The organism is Pseudoalteromonas sp. TAB23 (assembly GCF_000498075.1).
In the GTDB taxonomy this organism is placed as follows: Bacteria; Pseudomonadota; Gammaproteobacteria; order Enterobacterales; family Alteromonadaceae; genus Pseudoalteromonas; species Pseudoalteromonas arctica.
This window is the reverse complement of record NZ_AUTP01000110.1, coordinates 1-18,591: the sequence shown is the minus strand read 5'-3', so window position 1 is coordinate 18,591 and position 18,591 is coordinate 1. Positions and strand designations below refer to the sequence as shown.

Annotated in this window: 18 protein-coding genes; 13 read left to right on the top strand and 5 right to left on the bottom strand. The window is 37.4% G+C overall.

The genetic code is table 11. From position 1 onward, the window contains the following. Positions 1 to 40: 40 nt before the first annotated feature. Positions 41 to 2,533 carry a PBP1A family penicillin-binding protein gene (locus L654_RS0102865; RefSeq protein ID WP_024607215.1) on the bottom strand — a complete coding sequence of 831 codons (2,493 nt, stop codon included), beginning with the start codon at positions 2,531 to 2,533 and terminating at the stop codon, positions 41 to 43. 130 nt (positions 2,534 to 2,663) lie between these two features. Here L654_RS0102865 and L654_RS0102860 point away from each other — a divergent pair, with 130 nt between their 5' ends. From L654_RS0102860 to L654_RS0102820, 9 genes are all read left to right on the top strand, one after another. Continuing rightward, positions 2,664 to 3,743, top strand: a complete 1,080-nt coding sequence (locus tag L654_RS0102860; RefSeq protein WP_024589891.1) for a pilus assembly protein PilM — start codon at positions 2,664 to 2,666, stop codon at positions 3,741 to 3,743. Beyond that, a complete protein-coding gene (locus L654_RS0102855; RefSeq protein WP_007586268.1) occupies positions 3,731 to 4,303 on the top strand; it encodes a PilN domain-containing protein in 573 nt (190 codons plus the stop codon). The genes L654_RS0102860 and L654_RS0102855 overlap by 13 nt, the downstream gene beginning before the upstream one ends. Next, on the top strand, positions 4,293 to 4,898 hold the full coding sequence (locus L654_RS0102850) for a type 4a pilus biogenesis protein PilO (RefSeq protein WP_007586270.1): 606 nt from the start codon (positions 4,293 to 4,295) through the stop codon (positions 4,896 to 4,898). The genes L654_RS0102855 and L654_RS0102850 overlap by 11 nt, the downstream gene beginning before the upstream one ends. Continuing rightward, positions 4,895 to 5,434, top strand: coding sequence for a pilus assembly protein PilP (locus tag L654_RS0102845; RefSeq protein WP_024607214.1), 540 nt, complete (start codon positions 4,895 to 4,897; stop codon positions 5,432 to 5,434). The genes L654_RS0102850 and L654_RS0102845 overlap by 4 nt, the downstream gene beginning before the upstream one ends. Next, positions 5,421 to 7,526, top strand: coding sequence for a type IV pilus secretin PilQ family protein (locus tag L654_RS0102840; RefSeq protein ID WP_007586274.1), 2,106 nt, complete (start codon positions 5,421 to 5,423; stop codon positions 7,524 to 7,526). Before L654_RS0102845 ends, L654_RS0102840 begins: the two co-directional genes overlap by 14 nt. 184 nt (positions 7,527 to 7,710) lie before the next feature. Next, positions 7,711 to 8,229, top strand: coding sequence for a shikimate kinase AroK (gene aroK, locus L654_RS0102835; RefSeq protein WP_004589350.1), 519 nt, complete (start codon positions 7,711 to 7,713; stop codon positions 8,227 to 8,229). A 27-nt stretch (positions 8,230 to 8,256) separates the two neighbouring features. Then, positions 8,257 to 9,327 (top strand): 3-dehydroquinate synthase, encoded by a 1,071-nt coding sequence (aroB, locus tag L654_RS0102830; RefSeq protein ID WP_010553793.1) that lies wholly within the window; start codon positions 8,257 to 8,259, stop codon positions 9,325 to 9,327. Beyond that, complete coding sequence (locus L654_RS0102825) at positions 9,328 to 10,671, top strand: AAA family ATPase (RefSeq protein ID WP_024594435.1); 1,344 nt, start codon at positions 9,328 to 9,330, stop codon at positions 10,669 to 10,671. A gap of 53 nt (positions 10,672 to 10,724) precedes the next feature. Beyond that, positions 10,725 to 11,582 carry a Dam family site-specific DNA-(adenine-N6)-methyltransferase gene (locus tag L654_RS0102820; RefSeq protein ID WP_007586285.1) on the top strand — a complete coding sequence of 286 codons (858 nt, stop codon included), beginning with the start codon at positions 10,725 to 10,727 and terminating at the stop codon, positions 11,580 to 11,582. Here the strand turns inward: L654_RS0102820 and L654_RS1000000127200 are convergent. Next, entirely contained in the window at positions 11,539 to 11,724 is a 186-nt protein-coding gene (locus L654_RS1000000127200) for a DUF2970 domain-containing protein (protein ID WP_007586286.1), read from the bottom strand. The genes L654_RS0102820 and L654_RS1000000127200 overlap by 44 nt on opposite strands. Positions 11,725 to 11,727: 3 nt before the next feature. Then, positions 11,728 to 12,030, bottom strand: a complete 303-nt coding sequence (locus L654_RS0102815) for a hypothetical protein (RefSeq protein ID WP_007586287.1) — start codon at positions 12,028 to 12,030, stop codon at positions 11,728 to 11,730. A 160-nt stretch (positions 12,031 to 12,190) separates the two neighbouring features. Here L654_RS0102815 and rpe point away from each other — a divergent pair, with 160 nt between their 5' ends. The 3 genes from rpe to trpS are packed head-to-tail and all read left to right on the top strand — an operon-like array spanning position 12,191 to position 14,576. Next, positions 12,191 to 12,874, top strand: a complete 684-nt coding sequence (rpe, locus tag L654_RS0102810; RefSeq protein WP_024607213.1) for a ribulose-phosphate 3-epimerase — start codon at positions 12,191 to 12,193, stop codon at positions 12,872 to 12,874. After that, complete coding sequence (locus L654_RS0102805; RefSeq protein WP_024607212.1) at positions 12,874 to 13,539, top strand: phosphoglycolate phosphatase; 666 nt, start codon at positions 12,874 to 12,876, stop codon at positions 13,537 to 13,539. The genes rpe and L654_RS0102805 overlap by 1 nt, the downstream gene beginning before the upstream one ends. Before the next feature lie 32 nt (positions 13,540 to 13,571). Then, complete coding sequence (gene trpS, locus L654_RS0102800) at positions 13,572 to 14,576, top strand: tryptophan--tRNA ligase (protein WP_024589884.1); 1,005 nt, start codon at positions 13,572 to 13,574, stop codon at positions 14,574 to 14,576. Between the two features lie 115 nt (positions 14,577 to 14,691). Here trpS and L654_RS0102795 read toward each other — a convergent pair whose 3' ends face one another. Beyond that, a complete protein-coding gene (locus L654_RS0102795) occupies positions 14,692 to 15,612 on the bottom strand; it encodes a TraB/GumN family protein (RefSeq protein WP_024607211.1) in 921 nt (306 codons plus the stop codon). Between the two features lie 36 nt (positions 15,613 to 15,648). Continuing rightward, positions 15,649 to 16,014, bottom strand: a complete 366-nt coding sequence (locus tag L654_RS0102790) for a hypothetical protein (protein WP_024607210.1) — start codon at positions 16,012 to 16,014, stop codon at positions 15,649 to 15,651. Positions 16,015 to 16,296: 282 nt separating this feature from the next. On the opposite strand from L654_RS0102790, the gene L654_RS0102785 reads away from it, so the two are divergent. After that, entirely contained in the window at positions 16,297 to 18,438 is a 2,142-nt protein-coding gene (locus L654_RS0102785) for a winged helix family transcriptional regulator (RefSeq protein WP_024607209.1), read from the top strand. Positions 18,439 to 18,591 lie beyond the last annotated feature (153 nt).

Here is an 18,591-nt window from a genome sequence, read left to right as displayed (position 1 = left end):
AGCTTAAATAAGCTGCCGTTTTTGTATTACATACATATTACTAAAATAGCTCTTCTTCTGTTTTAGTGTCTTCTTCAAATATATCGTTAGGCTGAGATAGCACATACTTTGTAGGTGCGGTGCCTTTTTCAAAATATTCAAATCGACTTGTGTAGTCATTTTTATGGCTAAGTAAGCCTGTAGCTAAATCAATACGAATAGAAACAAGTCCCTCAGGCGGCTCAATTGGGGCTTCAGGCTTGCCTTCAAGTGCCGCTTTCATAAATTCAACCCATGCTGGCTGCGCGGTTTTAGCGCCAGATTCCGCACCTGATATTTGGCTGCTATCTAGGTTGTTATTATATGTAGAGCGACCAAGAGCGTTGCCCGGATTATCAAAGCCAACCCAAACTGAGGTCATCACATTACTATTAAAACCGCTAAACCAGGTATCTACTGAGTCATTAGTTGTGCCTGTTTTACCTGAAATATCGCGACGATCTAGCGCTTGTGCTCGCCAACCGGTTCCACTCCAACCTGTTTTATGAGCCCAGCTACCACCCCCCCAAATTGCACTATTCATAGCATCAGCAATTAAAAATGCATTTTGCTTAGAAATAATTCTCGGCGCACATTTTTTCGTTTGCTCCATTTCATCATCACTATTATGCATCGAGAGTACATTGTGTGTTGGCAAAGGCTCTTCGTCACAGGCAAGAGCAGGGTTTGCTTTAAACAATACATTGCCGTAAGCATCTTGAATTTCTGAGATAAAGTAAGGTTCAATTAAGTGACCACCGTTGGCAAATGTACTCATGCCTCTTGCAAGTTCAAGAGGAGTAATGGAAGCACTACCAAGTGCTAATGATTCACTGCGATTAATGTCAGCGTCTTTAAAACCAAATTTTAGTAAGTGATCAGCTGTACGTTGCAATCCAACACCACGTAGTAAGCGCACCGAAATAACGTTTTTAGACTGTGCTAAAGCACGGCGAATTCGAATAGGACCGTTGTAAACAGCAGGGCTGTTTTTAGGACGCCATGCTACGCCTTGGCTCTTATCCCATTGGTTTATAGGTGCATCATTTAATATAGACGCAAGCGTATAACCTTTTTCAAGTGCTGCTGAATATATAAAAGGTTTTATATTAGAACCCACTTGACGCTTAGCTTGTATCGCTCGGTTGTATTGACTTTGCTCAAAGCTGTAACCCCCTACAATAGCTTTTATTCTACCGTCTTGTGGATCGAGGGATACAATAGCGCTTGATGCTTCTGGTATTTGGCTTAATAAGTAGTTGTTATCTTCGTTTTGACGTACCCATATTTGCATACCTGGCGTTAAAATATCAGTAGCTGCTTTTGGAGCAAAGCTTTGGCGGTAGCGAGTAATATACTTACGCGCCCATTTTAAGCTATCCCAAGTGAGGGTTGTTTGCTCACCGTTTTTAAGTAGTACTGTAGCTGTTTTATTATTAACACTGAGTACTGCTGCAACTTTTAAAGTGCCTAACTCATTTACGCTCTGTAATTTATTGAGTATTTGTTGCTCAGTTAAAGCTGGTTGTGTTTCAGGATTCCATAAAACATCAGTTGGACCTCTAAAACCATGACGCATATCGTAACTGTGTAAGTTATTTACAAGTGCGTTTTGCGCTGCTTTTTGAACCTTTGACTCTACTGAGGTAAAAATTTTAAAACCAGAGTTGTAGGCTTTATCTACCCCATAGCGCGAAACCATTTCAGCGCGCACCATTTCAGAGATATACGGTGCGTATAAGTTTATTTCTGCACCGTGAAAATAAGCTGTAATAGGTTGGCTAGTTGCTTCGTTATATTGCTCTTGTGTTATATAGTCTTCGGTCAGTAAACGGCCTAAAACTACATTTCGGCGTGCTTTTGCACGCGTTGGGTTACGAATTGGGTTTAAAGCTGAAGGTGCTTTAGGTAAACCTGCAATCATCGCCATTTGTGCAAGTGTTAAATCTTTTAGCTCTTTACCGTAATAAACTTGCGCTGCTGCACCAATACCGAAAGCACGATTACCTAATTCTATTTTATTAAGGTAAAGCTCTAAAATTTCGTCTTTTGTTAACACTCCTTCAATATGAAGCGCTATAAATATTTCTTTAACTTTACGAATATATGCTTTTTCGCGTGTTAAAAAGAAATTACGAGCAAGCTGCATAGTAATAGTACTTGCACCTTGTTTTTTCTCGCCAGTAGATATAAGAACAACAGCCGAACGTACTATACCAATAGGGTCTATGCCTATATGATCGTAAAATCGATTATCTTCTGTCGCTAAAAATGCATTAATGAGTGTTTGAGGAATTTCATCAATAGTCACTGGAATACGACGTTTTTCACCAAATTGATTGATTAAAAGCCCATCTTTAGTGAATACTTGCATAGGAGTTTGTAATTGCACGTCTTTTAAAACTTGCACACTGGGGATATCAGGTTTAACGTAGTAATAAAGACTGATCAAAGTAATCAGACCAATTAACACACAAATGATAAAAAATTGTAAAGTTCGTTTTAATAAAATCACTTATATTTCCCTAAATGGACTCCCAATTGCGAGTTTTGACTGCTAGTATATATTGATTAAAAAATGAATAATATTTTTTCATATAAAAATTATAACTTGTTTATTATTAAAACAAAGGCCAAGTTGAAACATGCTAAGTCAACTATTTCAAAAACCGTCCCAAATGATGGTAGGAATTGATATTGGATCACACTCTATTAAGGCTGTGCTTTTACGTGAAATTGAAACTGGATTTCGACTCGAAGCACTTGCAATTGAGCCGATGCCAAAAGGCGCAATGAGTGAGCGCACAATTCAAGATATTGAAGCGATTGGTAACGTAATTACAAAATTAAGAAAAAAATTACCAAAGTCGTTAAAATCTGCAGCAGTGGCTGTTTCTGGCCAAACAGTCATTACAAAAGTGATCTTCATGGATGTATCGTTAACTGATGCTGAACTTGAGTCGCAAATTGAAATTGAAGCCGATAGTTTAATTCCATATCCTCTTGATGAAGTGAGCCTCGACTTTGAGAAGCTTTCGACGAATGAGGCCGATCCTAGTAAAATGAATGTTTTGCTTTCAGCTGCTCGTACTGAGAGTGTAGAAGCGCGAGTTGGCGCTTTAGAAGCTGCAAATTTAGAAGCTAAAATAGTTGATGTAGAAAGCTATGCATTAAGTCGTGCAATGGATGTGTATTACCAACAATTACCTAGCGACGCATTTAATAAATGTGTGGCTGTGGTTGATATTGGTGCGGTTTTAATGCTCGTGAGCGTTGTTCAAGCTGGGGAAACAATTTATACACGTGACCAAGTTTTTGGTGGCGACCAATATACAAATAGTATTGTTGCTTATTATAATAAAGGATTTGATGAAGCTGAAATTGGTAAAACATCAGGTGATTTACCGCCAAACTACACATTTGAAGTATTAGCCCCCTTTCAAACTTCGTTACTTCAACAAGTGCGACGCGCGGTGCAAATGTTTTTAACAACCAGTGGCAAAGAGCAAATCGACTATATTGTATTAACAGGTGGTACATCGATGATTAAAGGTATTGACCGATTACTCATTGAAGAACTAGGTATTCACTCTGTCGTTGCTGAGCCTTTTGAAAATATGGAAATTTCTCCAAAAGTAGATCGTAATGTAATGCAGCGTCACAAAACGCAGTTTGCAATTGCGACAGGGTTGGCATTAAGGAGCTTTTCAACATGCCACATATAAATCTACTTCCTTGGCGTGAATCGCAGCGCGAAGAATCGAAAAAGAAATTTGTAACTATACTTATTGGTGTCGTTATACTTTGTTTTGCGAGTATGTACTTATTAAGCTCTTTTTATAGTGCATTAAAAGACGGTCAAAACTTAAAGAATAACTATTTAAGCTCAGAAATTAGCATGCTAGATAAAAAAATAAGTGAAATTAGAAGTTTAGATAAAAGAAAAGAAAACTTACAACAGCGTATGAGACTCATTGAAGAATTACAAAGCAGCCGTAATTTGGGTACGCAAATAATGGATGAAGTTGCCAAAATAGTACCGGGTGGGGTTTATTTAACAAAACTCGAGCGCAGAGGCAGCCAAATACATGTATTGGGACGCAGTGAATCTAATAACCGTTTATCAACTATGCTGCGCCAAGTACAAAGCTCATATTTACTAGAGAATCCTTCAATGCAAGGCATTGTTGCAGGCGATCAATCTTCGCGTTTACTTAGTGATTTTAATATGGAATTTTATGTAAAACCATTTGATAAAATTGGTGAGGTTAGCGATGAGCCTTGATTTTAAAGCACTGAGTGAAATTGATTGGAATGAAATAGAGCTTGATAACATTGGCGATTGGCCTATTGCAGTTAAAGCAATTTGCTGTACGTTTGTTGCCGGACTTGTATTGTTTTTTAGTTATAGCCTATTAGTTTCTGATGAAATTGATAGTTACCACAGTGCAGTTGCGAAAGAGGTCGAGTTACGCACAACTTATCGTACTAAATACGCAGTCGCGAGTAAGCTTGAGATCTACCGTCAACAAATGATTGAAATGGAAGATAAGTTTTCACAATTATTAAAACGTTTACCTACCTCTAACGAAACCCCTGGTTTACTTGATGATTTGTCGTATGTTGGCACAACAAGTGGTCTGACTTTTTTAAAAATAGGTTGGTTACCAGAAGTCGAGAAAGAATTTTATACTGAATTACCGATTAAAATAGAAGTGATAGGGACCTACCATGAATTTGGTGAGTTTGTGGGTAAAGTAGCTCAGTTACCACGAATTGTAAGCTTACATGACTTTTCTATTTTATCATCGGGCGATAAACAGTTAACATTTAGTGTTGTTGCAAAAACATATCGTTATGAAGAAGGGGTTAAAAAATGAAGCTCCTTCGCGTAGTACCTGTAGTAATGGTGTTTGTTTTGAGTGGTTGTAATGATGATACGTCTGAGCAAAAAGAATTTATTGATCAAGTAAAAGCAAGCACAACACCAAAGGTTGAATCAATTCCTGAGCTGACAAAGTTTGAAATATTTGAGTACAGTGCTGGTCAGCTACGTAGCCCGTTTGTAGCGCCTCAGCCTGAGATAATTCAAAATAAATTAACGCAAGTAAAAAACTGTTTGCACCCAGATCAAGAGCGTCGCCGCGAACCGTTAGAAAAATACCCGCTAGATAACTTAGCAATGAAAGGCACAATTGGTTCTAGTGGACAAATATGGGCATTAATAACAGCAACTGACGCTACTTTGCATCGTGTAACGGTAGGGAATTACCTTGGTAGTTATGATGGCAAAGTAAAAACAGTAAGTAACGACTATATAGAGTTAGTGGAATTAATCCCTGATGGGTCTGGCTGTTGGAAAGAGCGCTTGACTAAATTAGAAATGTTAGAGGCGGCAACAGATGGCGCAAATTAATAATAAAAAAGGTAAAAATAGCATGCATAAGGATGTACTTTGGCTTCATCGTATTTCACAAACATTACTGGCTGCTGTTGCTTTAGTCACTGTAAATTCAGCCGTTGCAGGGCCGTTACTTTATGATGTTCGTTATAATCCATTACTTAAAGGCGAAACTGAGTTACAGCTAGTTTTTGATGAAGAGTTAACGCTTGAGCCAAAAGTTCAGGTGTTTAATAGCCCAGCCCGAATCGAAATGTTTTTTGATACCGCAGAGTTAGAGGTTGGTTTAAATGATGTTGAAGTTAATCAAGCTGGAATTAGCAGTGTTACTAATGTTTTAACTAACAGTGGTTTAAAGGTAACGGTAAACTTAGATAGATTAAAAATTTATGAAACTGAAGTTCATAACAACTTAGTATCAATACGCGTGTCTGATAATCCTCTTACAGAATCTGAAAATGAAGATGTAGCGATGGACTCAGGTGACGTAAGTGGAAATTACATCAACCGTATCCAATCAATTGATTTTAGACGTGGTGAAAAGGGCGAAGCGAAAGTACTCGTATTTTTACAAGACACTCAAGCTGCAATTGAAGTCCATGAAAGTGGCGGTAAAATTTACGCTGACTTTCATCACACCGATATTTTAGATGACCTACTTTATGAATTAGATGTATTAGATTTTGGTACTGTTGTAAGTAATATCGAGACTTTTAAAGAAGACGGATTAAGTCGTGTCGTTATTGAGCCAAACGCTCAGTTTACATTTACGTACCAGCAAATAGATAATATTTTAACGCTGACGGTAGAAAAAGATGAAACGCAAAACGCCTATTTAGATGGTGGCGTTGAGTATCAAGGTCGCCCTATGACCTTAAATTTTCAAGATATCTCTGTGCGAGCAGCACTACAAATTATTGCGGGTTATAACGATTTTAACTTAGTAACCAGTGATTCAGTGACAGGTAATATAACACTGCGCTTAGATGGCGTACCGTGGGATCAAGCGCTTGACGTAGTATTGCGTATTAAAGGGCTAGACAAACGGATGGATGGCTCTATTTTAATGGTAGCGCCTGCAGAGGAGCTTGCGGCACGTGAAGCTAAAGATTTAAAAGCTAAACAGCAAGTTGAAGACTTAGAACCACTCTATAGTGAATACATTCGATTAAACTATGCTAAAGCCGAAAATTTTGCTGACTTATTAAAAACAGATAGGAACAGTATTATAACTGCCCGTGGTAGTGTATCGGTTGATCAGCGTACAAATACTTTATTGGTAAAAGATACTGTAAAGAGTATAGAAAACATTCGCCGGATGATAGAAACACTCGATATTCCGGTACAGCAGGTTGTAATCGAATCTCGAATGGTAACTGTGCGCGATAACGTTACTGAAGACTTAGGCGTACGCTGGGGGTTTAGTGATCAAGGCAGTAGTGTTGGTATTTCTGGCTCCCTTGAAGGCGCAGAAGGTATTTATAACGCGACATCAACTTCAAATGCGCCAAGTATTTCAGATCGATTAAATGTAAATTTACCAATTTCTAATCCTGCGGCCAGTATTGGTTTGCACATAGCAAAGTTGGCTAACGGTACATTAATTGATTTAGAGCTAAGTGCTCTTGAAGAAGAGAATAAAGGCGAAATTATTGCTAGTCCGCGTATTATAGCGGCTAATCAGCAAAAAGCGCGAATAGAGCAAGGTACTGAAATCCCTTACACTGAGTCAGCTTCAAGTGGTGCTACTACTGTAAGCTTTAAAAAAGCGGTACTAAGCTTAGAAGTGACACCTCATATTACACCTGATAATAAAGTAATTCTAGACTTAATTATTACTCAAGATACTCGTGGTGATACTGTACAAACGGGAACAGGTGAAGCAGTGTCTATTGATACCCAAGAGATTCAAACTCAAGTGTTAGTTGAGAATGGACAAACCGTAGTACTCGGTGGTATTTTCCAGCAGCAGATCATTAATACTACGAGTAAAGTGCCAATTTTAGGTGACATTCCTTACGTAGGAAGACTATTTAAAACCACAAGTGAGTTTAATGAAAAGCGTGAATTACTTATTTTTGTGACACCAAAAATACAAATTGATTAAAATACAGTGGTTTTATGTTAACCAATGGGTGATTATTTAGATTAATTGCTCGTTATATGGCTTTTTATGCTAATTGACTTGAAATACCCCCGCAATTACTGAGATAATCCCCTCCTTAATTTTGGGGCCAGGTCGTTAGGCGGGGTTTTATTTCAAATTTTAGAGTTTGTTTGTACTAAAAGATATGGCTGAGAAACGTAATATATTTCTAGTTGGCCCCATGGGGGCTGGCAAAAGCACGATTGGTCGTCACATCGCTGACCAATTACACCTTGAATTTGTTGATTCTGATCAAGAAATCGAACGCCGCACAGGTGCAGATATTGCATGGGTATTCGATCTTGAAGGTGAAGAAGGCTTTAGACTTCGAGAAGAGTCTGTTATTGGCGATTTAACCGAGATGCAAGGTATTGTACTTGCTACCGGTGGTGGTTCAGTAATGAGCAAAGAAGTTCGAAACAAGCTTTCGGCTCGAGGTATCGTTGTATACCTAGAGACACCTATAGAGAAGCAAGTTGCACGCACGCAACGCGACAAGCGTCGCCCATTACTGCAAACTGAAGAAGCACCTCGTAACGTACTAGAGCGCTTAGCAGAAGAACGCGAGCCACTATACAAAGAAGTTGCTGATTTTGTTGTACGTACCGATGAGCAAAGCGCTAAAGTTGTTGCTAACCAAATCATCGAGAAATTAGATTTTTAAAAACCAATAATAAAGGAATAGCCAAGCATGCTTAAATTAACTGTTAATTTGGACGAGCGAAGTTATCCTATTTATATTGGGCAATCTGCACTTCAAGATAATGGCCGCCTGGTTCACCACATTGGTGATTGTCGGCCTATCATCATTACTAATGACACAATAGCGCCTTTATATTTGCAAAGGTTACTTGATTCATTAGCTGATCTAAATCCGCTATCTTTTATTATTCCTGACGGTGAGCAATATAAATCACTAGAATGGTTTGAAAAAATATCAGCATTTTTACTACAAAATAACTGTGGCCGAGATACGTGTTTAATTGCGTTAGGTGGCGGTGTTGTAGGTGACCTAACTGGTTTTGTAGCGGCTTGTTATCAGCGCGGCGTACCGTTTATTCAAATACCAACGACAGTGCTTTCACAGGTTGATTCATCGGTAGGTGGAAAAACGGCAGTAAATCATCCGTTAGGTAAAAATATGATAGGGGCATTTTATCAGCCTCAAGCGGTTTTTATTGATACGCAAACATTACATACTCTACCTGCACGAGAGTTTGCAGCAGGCATGGCTGAGGTAATTAAGTATGGTCTAATTTACGATACCGAATTATTTGCCTATTTAGAGCGAAATGTGACTAATTTACAGCAACTAGATGAAGCATGCTTACAGCATATCATTTTTAGATGTTGTGAAATAAAAGCGCTTATAGTTGCTCAAGATGAAAAAGAACATGGCTTACGGGCTTTGTTAAACTTAGGCCATACATTTGCCCATGCAATTGAGGCACAGATGGGTTATGGCGTTTGGTTACACGGCGAAGCTGTTGCAACAGGAATGGTATTAGCAGCTAAACTTGCCAAGACACGCCAAGATTTAAGCGCAGATGAAGTTGATCGAATTATTAAGCTGCTTGAGCTATATAATTTACCAACAGAAATTCCAAAGCAAATGACTAGCGAGCAGTTTTTAACGCATATGCGTAAAGACAAAAAGAATAAAAAAGGCACTATCCGCTTTATTCTACCTACCCAATTTGGCCAGTGTGCATTAGTTGATAATGTATCTGATGATCAAGTTAGAGACTTAATCGAGCAGTAAATGCAGTCACAAATTTTACCAAGCCGTGCGGCTTTGGTGGATAGAATCGCACTGCAATTTGAGTACGGGCAAAATTTAATTGTTTTACTTGGCACTTCTGGGCTAGGTAAAAGTTATATGCTCGAAACCTTCATTACAGATAAATACAACGACTTTAATAAAGCCTTCGTGCAAGTAAGTGCGCAAATGACTGATGCTCAGCTAATGAGTGAGTTATTAGAGCAAAGCTTTAACTCTCCCCTGATTGATCATAACTTAAGTTTACCTGAAAACTATTACCAATTACTGCAGCAGCAACCATGCGGGCCATGTTTATGGGTACTTGATGGCGGTAGGCAATTATCTGATGAGATGTTAATTGAGCTTGAGTTACTTTCTAAAAACAGCCCAAATACGCTATATATTATAATAGCTTCACAGTCTAAACTGGCTTTAAATAACGCTGTTGAAATTTATCTGGAGCCGCTAACGCTTCGAGAAAGCAAGATGTTATTGCAGTGGTACTTTACAGACTTACCCTATGATGAAGACCCTGTATTTAGTACTTTTTTAGCTGAGGCTCACGGTAATCCCAGCTTATTGCTTGCTTGGCAACCTAGTGAGCACATAGCCGATATTATTGTTAAAGACAAAGTGTCTTGGCGATTACACTTATTGATTTTGATGTTGCTGATTATGCTTTTAATTATTGGTCTGCTTTATAAGTCGGATATGACGCAGTGGTGGCAACAGTATTATCAGCAAGAAGAAACACAAGTAGTAAATACAGCAATATCTATAGAGCAAGTAAGTGAGCCGGCTATAAAGAAAAATGACTCAATAATTAACTTAAATGAACTTGAAGTAGTTGAGCCAGATATTAAGGCAGAGCGTGTACACATTAATGATGTGCCTGCCATAATGCAAAGCCTTACCGAACCTGGCAACACAGTTAACGTATTAGACAATGATGTTGATGATAGTACTAATAATAAAAGCAGTGTATCAAGTGACGTTAAATCTGAAGCTCTAAAAGTAAATACAGCAGAGCAAACTCAGATCAGCCAAGATAATATATGGTACATGCAGCAAATAGATACAAATAGTGTTATTCAATTATTAGCCGTAACTCAGCAGGAAGTTAGCGATAATTTTATTGCTCAATTTAATCTACAGCAGCAAACTCATACTTACCAAACAAAGCGAAATAATAAAATATGGTGGGTTGTTACATTTGGCAGTTTTGAAAGTATAAACGAAGCAAAATCAGCAATGGATACTTTATCTGCTGAGGTTAGAAAAAATAAACCTTTCTATAAAAAAATTAGTAAAATAAAGCAAGAAATAGCACTCGTTGATCAGTAAAACACACTGCTTTAGTGTAAAATCGCGCAACACCAGATTGAAGTAAAGAGCCAATGCAGCAAAAGAGTAGAGCCTTCCTTAAATGGGCCGGCGGAAAATACAGCCTAGTTGAAAATATTAATGCGCGATTAAACCAAGCTAGCAAGCATGCTGATACGTTGGTTGAACCTTTTGTTGGTGCAGGCTCTGTGTTTTTAAATAGTGACTTTAAACACTATATTCTCAACGATATAAATGCAGACTTAATTAACTTATACAAAGAGCTAAAAAGCTCTCCAGATGAGCTGATTAGTGACGCTAAAAAGTTATTTGTAGATTTGAATAATCACGCAGATGCTTATTACGAATATCGTGTGCAGTTTAATCAAAGTCGTGATGTATATGAACGTTCAATATTGTTTTTATACATGAACCGCCATGGTTACAACGGACTCTGTAGGTATAATTTAAAAGGTATTTTTAATGTGCCTTTTGGTAAATATAAAAAGCCTTACTTTCCTGAAAAAGAAATGTATTTTTTTGCTGAAAAAGCACAAAAAGCAACCTTTACCTGTTTAGATTACGATGATGTTTTTAAGTTAGTGCCTAACAATGCAGTTATTTATTGCGACCCACCTTATGTACCATTAAGTAAAACCGCTTCTTTTACGTCTTACGCTAAAGGGGGGTTTAATTTAGATGATCAGGCTAATTTGGCTAATCTGGCTGAGAAGGCTGCCTTTGAAAATGATACACCAGTGCTTATCTCTAATCACGATACCGTATGGACTCGAAAAATTTATAGCCAAGCATCACTTGACCAAATTCAAGTAAAGCGCACTATTAGCCCCAAAGGTGGCTCTAGAAATAAAGTTGACGAGTTGATGGCTATGTATTTAGCACCCAAGCAACCACAGCGTAAATTGCGATAACAAAAGCAATAAATAGTACAACCGCAATTAGGATGATAGAGACAGGAGAGTGTTGTTTAAAATCGACTTGGCGTTTATTTTCAGATTGAACACCAAAAAATGCTGCTAGCACACTTTGCAACGCACTAAAAAATTGCAGCATTATTTAAAATAAAGGTTTTAAAGATGGAGTGTTTTTAGAATCATCAGAGCTAGTAAGTAGCTCTAGTAAATCGAGGTAATGAAACTGAGCACTACGGCTATCGCCAGTTAACCACGAAAACCACGATGACTCTTCTTCAGCTTTAATACACGTGATTGTAGTTAATGTGTTTTGAGCACTTACCACTTGTGTATTATGACAATTACCCACTGAGCTTAATTCTTGCTCAGAGCTTGAATCAAAGCTAAACGCCCCGATAAGCAGTAATGCCGACGCAATTAATATCCCAGTTTTAAATGCACGCATAGTAAAATCCAATAATTTGTTTTTTTTTAATCATAGCAAATATTGGTTAAATATCAAACTTAAAGTTACCTGATAAAGGGGCTATTACGCCATATTACTTGGGTAACATCTTCAATTAAGTTACATTAACGCAATACACTATTTATTGATGGAGTTAATCATGTTTAACCCAGAGCAAAAATATTTAATTGCCCCTTCTATTTTGTCTGCTGACTTTGCAAAGTTAGGTGAAGATGTTGATAAAGTACTCGCTGCGGGAGCAGATGTGGTTCATTTTGATGTAATGGATAATCACTATGTACCTAATCTAACAATTGGCCCAATGGTGTGTAAAGCACTTAGAGATTACGGCGTAACAGCGCCTATCGACGTGCATTTAATGGTTAAGCCTGTAGATAGCCTTATTCCACTGTTTGCAGAGGCTGGGGCATCAATTATTACTTTTCATCCAGAAGCTAGCGAGCACGTCGATCGAACAATACAGCTAATTAAAGATCACGGCTGTAAAGCAGGCTTAGTGTTTAACCCTGCAACAAGTCTAAGTTATTTAGATCATGTTATTGATAAGCTCGATACCATTTTACTTATGTCGGTTAATCCGGGTTTTGGCGGGCAAAGTTTTATCCCTCATACGCTTGAAAAATTACGCCAAGCAAAACAGCGTATTATTGAATCAGGTCGAGATATTCGCTTAGAGGTTGATGGTGGTATTAAAGTCGATAACATTGCAGCAGCGGCTCAAGCGGGTGCAGATATGTTTGTTGCAGGCTCAGCTATTTTTAATCAGCCAGATTACAAAGTTGTGATTGATCAAATGCGTAAACAGCTTGGAAGTGTAAAATAATGAAGTACGATATCGCCTTATTTGATTTAGATGGTACCTTGGTTGATAGCATTTACGATTTATACATAGCCATAAATCTCACATTAACTGACTTAGCATTCCCGATAGTAAGTCAACGTTTGGTTGAAAGCTGGGTAGGTAATGGTGTTGAAGTGCTAGTTAAACGTGCCTTGAGTGGCGATATGCAAGTGAGTGAGCATTTAGATGAATCACTCAGCAGCAAAGCTATTACGCAGTTTTATAAACATTATGAGCAACATGTGGGTGAATATAGTGTGTTGTATCAACATGTAGAAACTGGGCTTGCAGCACTTCGTGGTATGCCCAAAGCATTAATCACTAATAAGTCTCGTGTGTTTACAGAGAAGTTGCTTGATAAACTAGCACTAGCGAGCCATTTTGATGTGATTGTATGTGGTGACGACATGGCAAAAAAACCATCGCCAGAGCCTTTACTATTTGCCTGTAAAAAGCTAAATGTTGAACCTAGTAAAGCGATAATGATAGGTGATTCTAAAAGCGATATACTTGCAGCTAAAGCCGCTAATATAGACGTAATCGCACTTAGTTACGGCTATAACCAAGGTGAAAATCTTAAGGATTATAATCCACAGTACCTATGCGATCACTTCTTAGATATAATACCTGTTCTAACGCAGCGTTAAATATTATTAATTAAGCAAAATAAAGGAAAATCATGAGTAAACCAGTAGTTTTAAGCGGCATTCAGCCAACCGGTGGTATGACAATAGGCAACTATGTTGGCGCTATTAACCAGTGGCTAAAGTTACAGGAAGACCACGAAAGTTTCTTTATGTTAGTAGACTTACACGCTATTACGGTTCGCCAAGAGCCTGAATTACTGCGCTCTCGAGTGTTGGATGGTATTGCTCTTTACGCGGCATGTGGCATTGATCCTGAAAAATCTGCGTTATTTGTACAATCACAAGTACCTGAACACGCACAGTTAGCGTGGGTATTAAATTGTTACGCGCAAATGGGTGAGCTTAATCGAATGACTCAGTTTAAAGACAAGTCATCTAAGCATGCAAATAACGTAAACGTGGGCTTATTTTCATATCCGGTATTGCAAGCTGCGGATATTTTATTATACCAAGCTGATCAAGTACCCGTTGGTGAAGATCAAAAGCAACACTTAGAGCTTACTCGCGATATAGCAACACGCTTTAATAATTTATACGGCGACGTATTTAAATTACCAGAGCCGTACATTCCTGAGTTTGGTGCACGCGTAATGAGCCTACAAGATCCACTTAAAAAGATGTCAAAGTCTGACGAAAACCCAAATGGTTACATCATGTTATTAGATGAGCCTAAACAAATTGTGAAAAAGCTTAAAAAAGCAGTAACAGATTCAGATGAACAAGCACGTATTTATTTTGATCGCACAGAAAAGCCTGGCGTATCAAACTTGCTTACTTTATTGAGTGTTGCAACTAAGCGCTCAATAGAAGACCTAGTTCCTGAGTATGAAGATAAAATGTATGGCCATTTAAAGAAAGATACAGCAGATGCAGTTGTAAACATGATTGAGCCAATTCAAGCTCGCTTTAAAGAGATCAGAGAAGATCAAAACCTACTTAATAGCATAATGAAATCAGGTGCTGAAAAAGCAAGTGTACGTGCTGAGAAAACATTGAAATCGGTATACGATGCGCTTGGTTTTATTCCTCGCGGGTAAGTTTATTAAAATAAAAAAATGCCGCTTGTTAGCGGCATTTTTTATATAGCACATATCAACATGATAGACCCAAATAGAAACAGTAGCGATATCGCTAGTTTATCTGTTTTATCCATTATTCAGCGCCTCTTACTGTTATATCTGCCGTGCTATCAACACTGACTAAAGAAACGCTGTAGCCTTTGTTTTCAAGTAAGGTAAGTAAACTATCTTGTCCTGCAAGGTGGCCAACTCCAACAAGTACAAACTCATTTTTGTCGTTGTTAAACATGGCTTCTACTTTTGGTAACCAATCATTATTTCTATCTGTAATGAGTTGTTTATAACTATTCGGATCATTTTGCTGCATATCTTCAAGTGCTACTTTATTCAGTGTGTCTGTATCACCTTTGCGCCAGGCAGCTAAAAGTTCTTTAAACATATCGCCATAGTTGTGAAGCTCGGCTAAGTTACGTTTAATGAAATCGTTCTCGTTGCCTTGACCCATTGTTTTAAAAAGCTCTAACTGAAATTCGATTGTTTCTAAGTAATTTTTTGTTTTGTTATCTTCAGTCGCTTTTTTAGTAAAGTAAGCATCAACCCCTTCACCCATTAAATTTTGCTTTTGAAGCTCCATCGACATTAAGACAATACTAACCATAGCAGGGCGAAAACCATCTAACTTAGCTAGGTTAGCGCCAAACTCGCTAAGCTTATTTTCAAGTAAAGCCTTAATCTCGGGTTCTAGCTTTTGACTTAACGTTTCGTTATTTGTATACGATAGCGCACCTAACATTTGCATTTGTGCATTGGTGTCGGCTGGGTCAGGTAACGGTGCTTCTAAAATAATTGTATCTGCTTGTTCATAAGCATGGTTAAACTCAGCGGGTAGTGGCATTTCAGCTTTAGGTAGTATGTGAACTGTACCGCCAATAAATAGTGAGTCATTGCCATTACTTACTTGCCATACAGAGCTTTGAGCCTGTGCTGTATTTGCTAAAAGGCTGCAACTAAGTAATACGCTGGCAGATACTAATTTTTTTGTGAATTTTTTCATGATAATTCCTTAATATAACTTTTAATTTTATTGTTTTTAGTTCGATAACACATTGCTGAAATATGCAGTGATTGACGATGTTACCTTTGAAAGATTTTTATCAATTTGCGAGTTTATTTTGCTCATTGAAGAGTCAAGCTCAGCTGAAATTTTTTCATCTATTGAAGAAAGTAACGTTTGCTTATCAACATTACTTTTTAAAGACTCAGAAGCGTCTATTTTGTTTGTTTTTTGTAGTTTTTGATTAACAGGGTTAATTGCCTTTATGCTTTCACCAATCATGCATTTCTCAAAATTATTTTGAACGGTGTTTTGTTTAGTGTCAGCTGCAACAACTGAAGTAGTATTAAAAGCAGTTGCTAGTAGTAAAGCCGGTAGTACTTTTTTCATTGTGCTGTTCATAATTAAACCTTTTATATTTTTTGCTGCAGCCAATTTAGAATCACAAATGATTTTTTACTAAGCTGCTTGTTGATGACGGTTTAAAGAATATCGCTGAATTTATTAAGAGTCGCTTATCTAGTTATGAGCAATTAATAGATAAGGTTTTAAAGCTAAATAATTGTTTAAATTTAGTGTGTTAGCTTTAAACCTTATAATGCTAATATAAGGTTTAAAATGCTTTTTCTATAAAATAAAGTGTAGATGTGATACGGTTTATAAAAATAAAAATACGTAAAGACTATGAATTATCAAATCGGACCTTGGCAATTTATTAGTAATCGCTGTGTGATTACTTCAAACCATTTAGAAAGGGAATTAGATCCACTTTTAGTAAAGTTATTACTCCACTTTATAGATAAGCCTCAACAAATCGTTTCCCGCCAAGAGCTTATTGAGAGTGTGTGGCAACAAAGCTTTGTTGACGATAATGCGATTAACCGTGCAATATCAGAGTTAAGAAAGCAACTTGCCCACCCAATTGAAAAAGCGCCGCTTTTAAAAACGCATTACCGTAAAGGATATAGCCTAACAGTAATACCTGAGCGTTTAACGCAAGCAAACGTTTCGAAAGAGCCTGCAAACATTTTGCCTGACTCACCGGGTATTTCTGCCAAAAATGAAGAGATAGCTACTGCAACTATTTCGCAACCAGTTCAAAGAACGAATAGTAAAAAGTTTTTGATTTATTCTTTATTCGCCATTATTTGCCTGTGCTTTTTAGTATGGTTTGGGTTGTTTTTTATTAATGCACCTTCTAGCGAAAAGATTAAACAGATCACGGTTAATAAGGTAGCAAGCACGTGGAATATAGGCAGTGAGGTTCATCCTGAGATGTCCTCAGATAAACAATATTTAGCTTATACAAATGTTGAACCTGAAAATGACGTAATGCATGCATTTGTAAAGCGACTATCTGATCAAAGGGAAGTTGAAATTACCTATCCTGGCTTTCAAGTATCCATTTTATCGTGGCAGTTAAATCAGCACTCTGTGTTGTTACAAGCGACAAACTTAAAGCAGCAAAAGTGTGAAATGGTACTGGTTGATTTAAGCCAGTTTCCTGTTATAGGAAAGGCTACATTAATTAAAAAGTGCGACCTTAGATACACAGGTTATGCGCAAGTAGACGAAAGTGGTGAGCATATTTATTACACCGAATATAAAAATGAGCATGAGGGTTCAGGTTTATATAAATATGATTTAGAACTTAAAAAAGAATTCATAGTGATCCCACCACCAGGCATCATGTATGGCGTAATCATGCCGCGCTTATCTCATTCTGGTAGTAAAATAGCATATGTACTTAGTCAAAAGGGTAAGCCTTTTTCTGTATTTAGCTACAACTTTGAGACCCATGAAACCAAGCGGTTATTTAAAGCAAAGAAAAGCATAATTAGCTTCGCGTTTGATTGGCTTGCAGACGATAAAGGCGTGATTGTTTTTGAAGACTCTGATCTTTCAACCATTGTGTTTGATGAAAATAATATTATTAAACGCACACTAACGGTTACCCCAGCAATTTCACCTTATTATATTGCAGTTCAATCTGCTAATAGCCTTTTTTACTCAGCAAATAAAACACAAACATTTTCGTTAATTAAAGCGACTAATCTTTTTAGCGATACTCCTGAGTATGAAGCACTCTACAAAAGTGATGAAGACGACTACATCATTGCAGAAGTCATTAATGAGAAAGGGCCAGCGCATATTTTTGTATCCGAGCGCTCTGGTAGCAGTCAGTTGTGGTTATCTCAAAATGGACTTACAAAGCAACTTAGTAACTTTACTTATGAAGGTAAATCTACCTTTGCTATTGGCGGACTAAGGGTATCGAGTAAGCAAGATCGTGTTTTATTAAGAGTTAATAGTGATATTGCATTTTTTGACGTTATGTCGAACAAGCTCTATACCATAGCTGAGTTTGAAGGGCGAAAAATACTAAGCTATGTATGGTCTAAAGATAATGAAAGTATAATTTATTTAGAGCGACGTGGTTCAGAAAATCTATTTTCTCAGTTTAATTTATTAACGCGAGACACAACTATATTAGAGGATGTTAAAGCCAACAAATTAATTTCAGGCGCTGACGGTACTAATTATGCAATTACTAATAATCAGTTAATTAAATTATCAAATAAACAGAGTTGGGAATTGCCTAAAGACGCGCGACAAGCACAAGTTTTTGCCATTAATGGTAATTACCTTTACTACTCTGATGCTATTTCAAGAGTTGCTAGGCTTAATTTAGAAGATAAAACAGTAAAAGATGTGCACGTTGATTTTAAACCCATCGCATTTTTTATTAGTAATAACAATCAGATTTTATTTACAGAATCGAAATATAAAGACATGCAAATAATACAGATAAGCTGGAATGACTAGGGCGTGTCTATCTTTTTAGATTAAGTTTGTAGCAGTGTGTTGTTTTTCTTTAATAACATTTTCGATTGTTATACCAATTCGCTTAATTAAGTGATCTATTTTGAGGATGGAAAAACGTGTTGATAGCTAGGCAAAAAATTCGCTATTTAGTTG